General features: G+C 53.8%; 6 protein-coding genes. 4 read left to right on the top strand and 2 right to left on the bottom strand.

The window, feature by feature from the left end:
- Positions 1–694 precede the first annotated feature (694 nt).
- Positions 695–1,222 carry a nucleoside 2-deoxyribosyltransferase gene (locus tag QKW35_RS15965; protein ID WP_282354673.1) on the top strand — a complete coding sequence of 176 codons (528 nt, stop codon included), beginning with the start codon at positions 695–697 and terminating at the stop codon, positions 1,220–1,222.
- On the opposite strand, the gene QKW35_RS15960 is transcribed toward QKW35_RS15965, so the two are convergent.
- Complete coding sequence (locus tag QKW35_RS15960) at positions 1,223–2,680, bottom strand: hypothetical protein (RefSeq protein ID WP_282354671.1); 1,458 nt, start codon at positions 2,678–2,680, stop codon at positions 1,223–1,225.
- Between the two features lie 251 nt (positions 2,681–2,931).
- On the opposite strand from QKW35_RS15960, the gene QKW35_RS15955 reads away from it, so the two are divergent.
- Positions 2,932–3,327 (top strand): MazG nucleotide pyrophosphohydrolase domain-containing protein, encoded by a 396-nt coding sequence (locus tag QKW35_RS15955; protein ID WP_282354669.1) that lies wholly within the window; start codon positions 2,932–2,934, stop codon positions 3,325–3,327.
- Positions 3,328–3,522: 195 nt separating this feature from the next.
- On the opposite strand, the gene QKW35_RS15950 is transcribed toward QKW35_RS15955, so the two are convergent.
- Positions 3,523–5,019: an aldehyde dehydrogenase family protein gene (locus QKW35_RS15950; RefSeq protein WP_282354667.1), complete on the bottom strand. Its 1,497-nt coding sequence runs from the start codon at positions 5,017–5,019 to the stop codon at positions 3,523–3,525.
- Positions 5,020–5,519: 500 nt separating this feature from the next.
- On the opposite strand from QKW35_RS15950, the gene peaA reads away from it, so the two are divergent.
- On the top strand, positions 5,520–7,136 hold the full coding sequence (gene peaA / locus QKW35_RS15945) for a quinohemoprotein amine dehydrogenase subunit alpha (RefSeq protein WP_282354665.1): 1,617 nt from the start codon (positions 5,520–5,522) through the stop codon (positions 7,134–7,136).
- Positions 7,137–7,189: 53 nt separating this feature from the next.
- A complete protein-coding gene (peaB, locus tag QKW35_RS15940) occupies positions 7,190–8,659 on the top strand; it encodes a quinohemoprotein amine dehydrogenase maturation protein (protein ID WP_282354663.1) in 1,470 nt (489 codons plus the stop codon).

Raw genomic sequence — 8,659 nt, 5'->3', positions numbered from 1 at the left:
ATCAGTGCTTTCAGGGGCACCGCACCCAGGTCATCAGCTCGAACACTGGAAAGACCACCGCCGTAGCGGCCAAACGGGGTACGGATCGCATCGCAGATGTAAGCATCTGTCATTGTTGTTACCTCTCCTCACTGTATTTGGCTTAGAGGACCTCCGTCTTCTTATATATAGAAGACGGTGACGAAGTGCTTCAACACCGCAACCCGGTCCCTGATTCAATGGCTACTAGGTGCGATGTGTAAGTTTCAGTCCTTTATATCTGCCACGGGGCTGACCTCCCAAAGTGATACAGATACAAGCACTACGATCCTCAACTTTGTGTAATATTACACTTTTCGTGATCATGATCAATATTTTGTATCACATTAAATTTGTGGTTTTTTGAGGTCTATATCATCACTCTTAATACAGAAAGCCCTATCGACAAGGGTGGTAACCTGTTGGTTTTAAAGACTAAAAAGAAATAGACGCGCCGCCGCCCGCTGACGTTACACGGGAGATCTGAACCTATGTCATATACGAAGTACGACCAACTATGTACTTATAAACTCTGCGAACAACGATTTTTCGAGTACTGTTGTTCTTCGCAGCAGCTAACCGACAACGTCGTCAACACGTGCGTGCGCAATGAAGAAGTCATGACATTTTGGAAGAATCTGTAGGCACACCATCCGCTCAGAAGGAGATCAGTAAAATGAAAAAAGTCTATCTCGCAGGCCCGGATGTATTCTGGCCTAACGCCAAAGCCGCTGGTGCAGCCAAAGTCACGCTCTGTGCCGAATATGGATTGCAAGGACATTTCCCCCTGGATACCGAACTGGACCTGTCAGGGCTAACGCCCTACGAAGCAGGCCTTGCTATCTACCGCGCCAATCTCCATCTCATGGACGATTCGGACCTTTTAATCGCCAACATGACACCATTCCGTGGACCAAGTATGGATGTGGGCACAGCGTTTGAGATGGGTTATATGGCTGCCCGCAGAAAGCCGGTATGGGGCTATACCCTGGATGGGCGTTTATACAGCGATAGGGTGAACCAGCCCACTGACGGTTGCGATGAACAGGGCGATGCGGTTGAGCAGTTTGATATGGCCGACAACCTGATGATGATCGGTGCGATTAATGACTCAAACGGACAGCTGATCAAAGCTAAAGACGAGCAATCGCTGGAGCATCATCTGAAAGTGTTCAGGGCACTGCTGGAAACAATCACGGCTTGATTAACTAAACGCACCACCCAACCAGGTTTCGATCTGCTGACCTTCAACGCTGTCCGGCATGTTGCTTCCCATCAGCAGTCGAGAGCAGGCTGCGAGGTAAGGCGTGCGCCACTCTGACGACAGCCATTCCATGGTTTCCAGTACGGCCGCGCCATATTTGAAGTCGTGGGCTCTGTTCGATTTATACAGCAGCCAAGTATTAAGCTGTTGCTTCAGCTTCCACCAATCGCTGTCAAGCGGATAAGCTTGGATCAACGCTCGGGCATCATCAGGCGCATACCCGATACTGTCACCCAATGCATCAAATTGAGCACCGTTATCACTGCTGGCCTTAGCTTCCGGCCGAAGCGCTAATACATTCATATCGTTCCAACCACCCGATGGACGCTGTCGTTTCATCTGCACTACGTAACTAATCGCCTGAAGCGGAATAACCCGTCTCATCGCCGGATTGGAAGTACGCTGCCACAAAGAATGAAGTGCATGGCTGACAGTAATACAGTGCAACATTGGAATATTCGGACGATTCATTACGCTATCCGCAGCAGTAAGAAACACCGCATCCCACAGCGCCTGAATATTCATCCCCTTGGCTATCCGCTCAACCGCAAATTCGCTGCAATAGCGGGAGTCACGCTTACGCATCACATCAACCAACGCTTCGGTATCAGACGGTTTTGATCCAGGTATGAACGCAACCTCTGTAATTTTCTCACTGAATAGTAGGTTTTCCGGATAATCCTTCACCCACCAGCCATCTTCCTGATCCGCCGAGACGTTACCATCGGCGAGCAGGGCATAACTGGTACCACGCAGAATTGTTTCGATGTCCTGCCAGCCACTGTATTCAAGACTGCGCCACACACCCGCAAGCAAAATCGCTTTATGACCGATGGAGTGAAAATCGCGTACCGCCCACTCCAGCATCAGCTCAAACACCTGATGCATGCTGCCAGACCGGGCCAAGCGGGTAATTGCAGTATCAGCCTGCAACCAGGTTCGCGAACGCATCCCTTGCGTATAAAAAGCAGGGGCCTCTGCAAGAGTAGGAAGCTCGCTTCGCGCATTTTCCAGATGCCAATCGGATATGTTCCGGCTGCGCGCCTGGCTGTGCTTGAAGTAGTCCACATTCCAAAGAATCGGTATCCAGTTGGCAATCCCCTCCGCCTCAAGAGACATACGACGTACCGCATCCACCATCAGCACCGCATGGTATTTGAAGCCTACTGGTCTTGGCTCGATGTGGCTGACTCCTGCGCTAAGCAATGCCTTGATCAGCTCGGGTTTTCGCAAACGACCGTCTCGGATCTGTTTAACAATCCAGGGCTGCAGTTCGTTGCGCGGCATATTCACTAATGTGCCAACCAATTCGATCTGCTGATTGGCGGCATTTAGTGGCGGTAAATATGCAAAAAGTGGCGTGGACAGTAATCCAGTGACAAGAGTGCGACGTTTCATCATAGCCTCCTGCTTCTTCTTGCAGCTTAGACCGGTTTAGAAGGATGAGTGTGGTTAGACGAGGGCGCCATAAACATCTAGCAACATTGTTAAGATGCTGAGCCTTTGATGCAGCAGTGGAAGGGGGGCCTCAACGACATTTGGCGGCATTTAAATCAGGCACACACGTCTATCGACTAATGCCTGCGGCTGACAACAACGCTATGATCCAATCAAATGTGTTGCTACGAAAAAGGATTAGCAAAGCCATCATGAATCCGAAACATTTAATTGAGCTGCTCGCCCTGACCAAAGCCAAAAGCCTGATCGATCAGGAAAGCGGATGGGCCACGGGCGCTGAAACATACCTGGATGCATTGGCTGAAGAGATCGGTGAGGTTAAGGACGAACTTTATTCTAGCCGGGCGTGTTCTCTCGAAGATGAATTGGCTGATCTACTCTGGAACTACCTCAATGCACTGCAGATCTTGGAGAACCAACAAAAGATCTCTATCGGGCATGTATTTGAACGCGCCAGCACTAAGTATCGACAACGGATTGAAGGTATTCAGGCAGGGCAACTTTGGGTGGATATAAAAGAGCAACAGAAACAACAATTGGCACAGGAGCACAGGGATACGTTGTTCCGTGCTTCCAAAAACGACTGAACGTACCCAAAAACACGATACACGATATATGTCGCCTTCGGAGAAGGCTGCTACAGGGGCGTTTAGGATTGTAGCAGCGGTCTCCGACCGCGACCTATTGCAGGGTTTAATAAGTCGCCCTCGGAGCGGGCTGCTACGGGTGCGGGTTTGTAGCAGCGAGCTCCGATCGCGACTTATGCTAAGGACCGACAAACCTTACAGATTAATAACCACTGATTTCACCTCGGTGTAGTGCTCCAGCACCTCCCGGCCCATCTCGCGACCCAGACCAGACTGCTTGAATCCGCCAAACGGCAGGGACGGATCCAGTGCAGTGTGGCAGTTCACCCAAACAGAACCGGACTTGATGCGTGGGATCATACGGTGCACTTGCGACAGGTTGTTAGACCAGATACTCGCACCCAGACCATACTGGCTGTCGTTGGCAATACGGATCGCTTCGTCCATATCGTCAAACGGCATCGCCACCAGCACCGGACCAAAGATCTCTTCACGGGTCACGGCTGATTGCTGGTCCACATCCACCAGTACAGTTGGTTTCACGAAGTAGCCTTCACCGTCATAGGCAGTACCGCCCACTGTTGCACGCGCACCTGATTCCAGCCCCTGATTGATGTACCCCTGCACACGTTCCTGCTGTCGGGCAGACACCAGCGGCCCCATCTGAGCATTAGTATCCAGTCCGTGACCCAGCGGCAGGCTGGCGGCGATATCGCTTACATCAGCCACCACACGGTCAAAGTGTTTCTTGTGTACATACAGACGGGAACCGGCGCAGCACACCTGGCCGTGGTTGAAGAAGATCGCATTTGCGGCGCCCTGAGCTGCAACAGTCAGATCTGCATCCGGCATCACGATAGTAGGGGACTTACCACCCAGCTCCAGCGTTACACGGGTCATGGAGTCCATCGCGGCTTTACCGATCAGCTTGCCCACCTCGGTGGAGCCGGTGAAGGTGAGCTTATCCACATCCGGATGGGCAGAGAGGGCCGCACCTGCTTCGTGACCTTCTCCGGTCACGATATTCACCACGCCCGTCGGATAACCCGCTTCCAGCACCAATTCACCCAACTTCAGTGCAGTCAGCGGGGTTTCTTCAGCCGGTTTCAGTACCACGGTGCAGCCGGTGGCCAGTGCTGGGCCCAATTTCCAACACGCCAGCAGCAGCGGGAAGTTCCAGGCCACAATGGCACCCACGACGCCTACCGCTTCGCGCGCGGTGTAGGCGAAGGTTTCAGCACCCGGCATAAACGGCAAGCTTGGATTGACGGTCTGGCCTTCAATCTTAGTCGCCCAACCCGCCATGTAACGCAGGAAGTCAGTGGCCAGACGGATATCGACCGCCTGGGCTATCCCTTTGCTTTTCCCGTTATCAATCGACTCGATCTCTGCCAGTAGCTCAGCATTCTGTTCGATCAGATCCGCCAGACGCCACAGCAGACGTTCGCGATCACCCGGTTTCAGTCGGGACCATTCAGAATCATCAAATGTTTGGCGGGCCGCCGCCACCGCCTGATCAATGTCTGCTTTATCACCTGCAGGGACTTTAGTGATGACCTTTCCTGTTGCCGGGTTATATACGTCAAGCGTGCGACCGGATGCGGCCAGACTGCGCTCGGCGCCGATGAACAGCTTATGTTCCTGGTTAATAAACGCGGTTGTATCCGCCATCGCTGCATCAGAGTAATTCATGGTTAAACCTTCTTGTTTTTGTTTTGGCAATGTCGATCAGCTAGCGCAATCCCTGTGCCAACCATAACAAAAGCAGTTAACCACTTGTTTTTATGAGACTTTTAAAATTTCACGAAAAATTTTGCTCAGCACGAGGTGTGTCACATTCTGAGACGGAGTGTAAAAAAACGAGTCAGATCGGGTGTTGGGCATTTGTTCCAAATGGCCAACCTACATAGATCGCATTGCTGTAGGTTGGCCATCGCAACGCGATGCCCAACTTTTCAAAAGCGCCAGATAAGTTTGCAATGTTCATGTGTCTCAACTTTGGACAGCCTGTCTTGTTCTGCAACAGTGTGCAGCGCGATACGGGTATCCCCGAACCCACCATTTTTATACTTAACCCACTGTAATTAAAGGAAATTACAATTTTGGCACGGGCTTCGCTACGTGTGAGGACAGGTTAGATGCACCGGTGATGTTGGTGTTACCGGACAACAAAAACAAAAGGAGGTCTGGCCTTGAACACAATAATAAGAAGTCCGTTGGCGTTTGCGATCAGTGCTGCGCTGGCTACCACCGCGTTACCTGCTTCGGCTCAAGAGGACGCAGTGAAAATCGTGCAAAGCAAATGCCTTGCGTGTCATACCGAGGAAAGCCACACGAAAAAGAACGAGGGCGCACCGCAATGGAGTCGTATCAGCCACCAGCGCAAAACTCCGGAAGGCTGGCTGATGACCATCGGTCGTATGCAGATGATGCATGGTCTGCAGATCAGTGATGATGAGCGTTCAGCGGTCGTGAAGTACCTGGCGGACCGCCAGGGCTTGGCGCCAGAAGAAACTGCTGACTACCGCTATGCCATGGAGCGCCGCCTGGACACCATGGAAGCCTTCGATGATTCCTTCTTCGAAGAGATGTGCGCACGTTGCCACTCCGGTGCCCGTGTGGGTCTGCAACGCCGTCCGGCAGAGGAGTGGGAACACCTGGTGCATTTCCATTTGGGTCAATGGCCGTCTACCGAATACCAGGCACTGGCGCGTGACCGTGACTGGTTCCCAATGGCGATCAACGACATGGTGCCGAAACTGGCCAAGATGTTCCCGATGGACAGCGACAGCTGGGATCACTGGCAAGCTGCTCCTAAACCAGAATTCGTTGGCCAGTGGAGCTTTGCGGTACACCAACCGGGCCGGGGTGACGGCAGTGGCCTGATGACGGTTACCAAGCAAGAGGGTGACCAGTACAGCGTTTCCGTTGATGGCCAGTGGGCGGATGGCACACCACTAAAAGGCAGCGGCAGCGCGATTGTCTATACCGGTTTTGAGTGGCGCGCAGAGATCGATCTGGGTGGAGTGATCACCCGCCAGGTTCTGGCGGCGAGCAAAGACGGTATGAACCTGAGAGGCCGTGTGTTTGAAGCGGCACACGATGAACGCGGTATGGAGTTCACAGCGGCCAAGGCGACCACCGGCAACAGTCAGATCATCGCGGTTTATCCGCAAAACCTGAAAGCGGGTGAATCCACCGAAGTCACCATCGTGGGCGCAGGCCTGAAAGGGCGCGTCTCCATGGGTAACGGTGTGAGCATCGAGAAAGTGCTGAAACGCAGCTACAACAGCGTCACCGTGCTGACGAAAGCCGATGCAGATGCAACCACCTCTGCTAACGCTGTCACCGTCGGCGGCGTTAACGGCGGTCAGTTTGCTGTCTACAAAAAAGTTGATTCCGTCAAAGTACAGCCAGCCTTCACCATTGCCCGTGTCGGCGGCAACGGCGGCAGCACCCCTAAAGTACAGGCCCGTTTTGAAGCGGAAGCCTGGGGTGCAGGTCCTGACGGCCAGTCTGGAACCGACGACGATATCCGTATTGGTTACCTGCCTGCCAACTGGCATGTGGAACCATTCGACGAAGCGGCGAAAGCGGACAACGACGTGCACTTTGCCGGTCGTATGGACGCTGCCAGCGGTGTGTTCACACCGGGCAATGCCGGTCCTAACCCGGAACGCCGTATGTCCACCAACAACGCCGGCAACCTGAAAGTGGTGGCGTCTGTTAAGGATGGTGACCAGACCCTGCAGGGCGATGGCCAACTGATCGTTACGGTTCAACGTTGGAACGATGCACCGCTGCCATAAGCGTAGCGATTGCATTTAACAACGTTTAACCGAGGTATGACGAGGAGGTTGCCATGAGCGCCCAGTTTTCTATAGACAACAGTTCAACACTGAATCTGGTCGAGCATAACCTGCACCTGGTGCAGGTGAGCGAACGCCGCTTGCTGTTCCATATCCCCACCAGCTCACTGTTTGAATTGGATGGTGTGACCGCCGGCGTGATCGACACCCTGCGTGGTGAGGTGAGCAGCACTGAGAAGTGGACGAGCCCGGAGCTGATCCGCCACCTGAGCGATAACTTCACAGCCCAGCAGATCGCGGACACCCTGCGCGAACTGATCGCGTTGGAGGTGGTAAGCGACGGCTCGCCGCTGACCGAAGAGATCGCCGCAAAATCGGTGGATCAGTTCCCGCTCAACACCATCGTGCTGAACGTGAATACCGGCTGTAACCTGAGCTGCACTTACTGCTACAAGGAAGATCTCGACAAGCCCTCTGCGGGCAAGAAGATGACCTTCGAGACGGCGATCCAGTCGATCGAGATGATGCTGGCCGAGTCTCCGGGCGAGGATCTGTACAACATCGTATTCTTCGGCGGTGAGCCGCTAAGCAATCTGCCGCTGATCAAATCGGTGGTGGCGTGGTGCGAACGGGAGATCCCTGAACGCGGCAAACGGGTGGAGTTCACCATGACCACCAACGCCACACTGCTCAACGAGGAGATAGTGGCCTGGCTGGCAGAGCACAACTTCGGTCTCTCCGTGAGTATGGACGGTCCCAAAGCGGTACACGACAAAAACCGTATCACCGTCGGTGGGCAGGGCACGTACGATGTGGTGAGCAAGAAGGCAAAGATGCTGCTATCCGGTTACCGTCGCCGTCCGATCGGTGCCCGTGTCACCCTGACCAAGGGCACTACCGATGTGGTAGGTATCTGGGACCACCTGTTCAACGAGCTGGGCTTTGCCGAAGTGGGGTTTGCACCGGTGACATCCGGTGACGTCTCTTACTTCAATCTGCCAGACGATGAGCTGAAGCAGGTGTTCGACAACATGAAAGCGCTGGGTGAGCAGTACCTTGCGGCTGCGCTGGAGAACCGCAGCATTGGTTTCTCCAACCTGCACCAGTTGATCACCGATCTCCACGAAGGCCATAAGAAAGCGCTGCCCTGTGGCGCAGGCCTGAAGATGCTGGCGGTGGATCACAAGGGCGATCTCAACCTCTGTCATCGTTTCACCGGCTCCGATCTGAACACTTTCGGTGACATTCAGACCGGCGTGGACCACGCCCAACTGGGCGACTTCCTCTCGCAACGGCTCGACCGCACCAACACCGGCTGCGCCTCCTGCCGTATCCGTAACCTCTGCTCCGGCGGCTGTTACCACGAGAGCCACGCCCGTTACGGTGATGCGACCCGTCCGACCTACCACTATTGCGATCTGATGAGGGATTGGGTGGATTTCGGCATCGATGTGTACGCACGCATCATGGCCGAGAACCCGGGCTTCATCGATCAATACATTTTGCCTCGGAGGGCAAACTGA

This window comes from Pontibacterium granulatum (assembly GCF_029961155.1).
Taxonomy (GTDB): domain Bacteria; phylum Pseudomonadota; class Gammaproteobacteria; order Pseudomonadales; family Balneatricaceae; genus Pontibacterium; species Pontibacterium granulatum.
This window is presented reverse-complemented; position numbering and strand designations above follow the sequence as displayed.